The organism is Kitasatospora sp. NPDC093806, assembly GCF_040683335.1.
Classification (GTDB): domain Bacteria; phylum Actinomycetota; class Actinomycetes; order Streptomycetales; family Streptomycetaceae; genus Kitasatospora.
Window position 1 is genome coordinate 1 of record NZ_JBFBDO010000250.1, and the last position, 2,287, is coordinate 2,287.

General features: G+C 72.3%; 2 protein-coding genes and 1 pseudogene. 2 read left to right on the forward strand and 1 reads right to left on the reverse strand.

The features are described 5' to 3' along the window. Positions 1-138: 138 nt before the first annotated feature. Positions 139-549, reverse strand: coding sequence for an organic hydroperoxide resistance protein (locus tag AB0N76_RS39710; RefSeq protein ID WP_363565729.1), 411 nt, complete (start codon positions 547-549; stop codon positions 139-141). 140 nt (positions 550-689) lie between these two features. Here AB0N76_RS39710 and AB0N76_RS39715 point away from each other — a divergent pair, with 140 nt between their 5' ends. Together AB0N76_RS39715 and AB0N76_RS39720 are read left to right on the forward strand one after the other, a co-directional pair. Next, positions 690-1,172: a MarR family transcriptional regulator gene (locus tag AB0N76_RS39715; protein WP_363565730.1), complete on the forward strand. Its 483-nt coding sequence runs from the start codon at positions 690-692 to the stop codon at positions 1,170-1,172. Positions 1,173-1,709: 537 nt separating this feature from the next. Beyond that, a pseudogene (locus tag AB0N76_RS39720) lies at positions 1,710-2,287 on the forward strand (hypothetical protein); the annotation flags it as partial.

The window sequence follows — 2,287 nt, forward strand, 5'->3', positions numbered from 1 at the left end:
GCACCGGCTGGACGTGCTGCGTTCGGCGGGCCACGGCCCGGGGTCCGGGCCGCCGCCCGCTCCGCCGGCCCCACCCGGGCCGCCGCCCGCCGGGGCCGGGGGCTGACCTTCCGGCCGGCCCCCGGAACCAGGGTTCGGCTACTCGACGACGAGCTCGACCGGGATGTTGCCCCGGGTGGCGCGGGAGTACGGGCAGACCTCGTGGGCCTTCTTGACCAGCAGCTCGCCGGTCTCGCCCGCCAGCGACTCGGGCAGCTCGACCCGGAGCACCACGCCGAGGCCGAAGCCGTCGCCGTCCTTGCCGATGGACACCTCGGCGGTCACCGAGACGTCGCCGGTGTCGACCTTCGCCTGCCGGCCGACCAGGGCCAGGGCGCTGGCGAAGCAGGCGGCGTAACCGGCCGCGAACAGCTGCTCCGGGTTGGTGCCCTGGCCGCTGCCGCCGAGCGCGGGCGGCATCGCCAGCGGCAGGTCCAGCTGTCCGTCGGAGCTGACGGCGCGGCCCTCCCGGCCGTTCGCGGTGGCGGCTGCGGTGTAGAGCGCGTCCATGGTCCGTTCCCTTCGGTCCTGCGGTGCGGGTGTCGTGGTGGCGGTGGCCCGAACGGGCCGCCTGCCGTCGATGACAAGTAGAGCACGCAATTCAATTGCGCACAACTGAATGGCGTGTGGGGCGTCGGTACCATGGACCCATGACCGCGCTCCCCGACCTGCCCGACGACGCCGAACTCCTCCGCCTGGACCAGCAGATCTGCTTCTCGCTGAACGCGACGTCCCGGGCCTTCGGCGGCGTCTACCGGGTGCTGCTCAAGGACCTCGGCCTGACCTACCCCCAGTACCTGGTCATGCTCGTCCTCTGGGAGCACGGGGAGCTGCCCGTCAAGCGGATCGGCGAGCACCTGAGGCTCGACTCGGGGACGCTCTCCCCGCTCCTCAAGCGGTTGGAGGCGGCCGGGCTGGTGCGGCGCGAGCGCAGCCCGGAGGACGAGCGCTCGGTCACCGTCAGCCTCACCGAGGAGGGCTCCGCGCTGCGCGACCGGGCCGGCCGGGTGCCGCGCCACCTGCTCGCCGCGACCGGCCTGCCGGTCGAGGACCTCGCCGCGCTGCGCACCCTGCTCGACCGCGTCACCCTCGCGCTCGACGCCGCCGTCCCGGACCTCGCCGCCGAGCACTGACGCGCCGTCGCCCGCGGGCGGACTGTCCGGCGGGGAGGGTTGTGCGGGAATTCTTTTTCGCGTCGGCGATGCCGGCTGGGGGATTCGGCGGGTGCGTATTCCGAAGACCTGCGAACATGACCGGAATGCTCTGAAAACCGGCGCCGAATCTCGATGATTCCCGCATCCGGTTCGTGTTCGGCCAGGGTTCCCCGTCGGCTCCGAAGCGACTATCCACAACATGATCGGCCCAGGTCAAATCGGGGTCGGCGACCCCCGCCGATCTGCGGGGTTCGGGTCGGGGGTCGACGAACGAACCACTTCCTTTTCCGGTGAACTGACGCACAGTCATCATTTGTGGTGATACCGGGTCAGATCGGACACCGCATGATCAAGTTTTGCCGATTCGATATCTGCCCACGGCTTTTCCGGTCGGCGGCTCTGCGATCTTGAGAGGGCAGCACTTCTTTACCCTCACTATTCGCGGAGAAAATTCACTTGCCATCGAGGAAGCAGGCCTCGCCCGCCTTTGCGGGTGGGGCCTTCACTACGCGCCGGATGCGGCGAACAGCCGTCCTGGCGGCGCTCGCGCTCCTGGTCGAGACGGGGGTCGCGCTCGACGCGCTGACCGCCGACGACGCCTACGCCGCGTCCGCCGCCCCCAAGGCCGCGGCCACCGCGCCGGTCAACGAGGCGCCGGACGTCGCCTCGGCCCTGCTGGCGGCTCGGCTGAACGGCCACAAGATCGAGGTGACCGGTGCCCGCACCGCCACCACCACGCTGTGGGCCAACCCCGAGGGGACGCTCACCCAGGACACCGCGACCGGCCCGGTCCGGGTCAAGGTCGGCGACGCCTGGGTCCCCGTCGACACCACCCTGGTCGAGACGCCGGACGGCAAGGTCGCGCCGAAGGTCCACCCGGAGGGCCTGGTCTTCACCGGCGGCGACGCCGCGGTGAAGACCGGCGACGCCGTCGCGCCCACCACCGCACCGGCCGCCGCGCCGTCGGCCGGTGCCCAGTCCGGTGCCCAGTCCGGTGCCCAGTCCGCCGCCCAGGCCGGTGCTCAGGCCGCCGCGAAGCCCGGCGCCGACGCGCGGGCCAGCCGCGACGAGGCCCGGTCGCCCCTCGCGCCCGC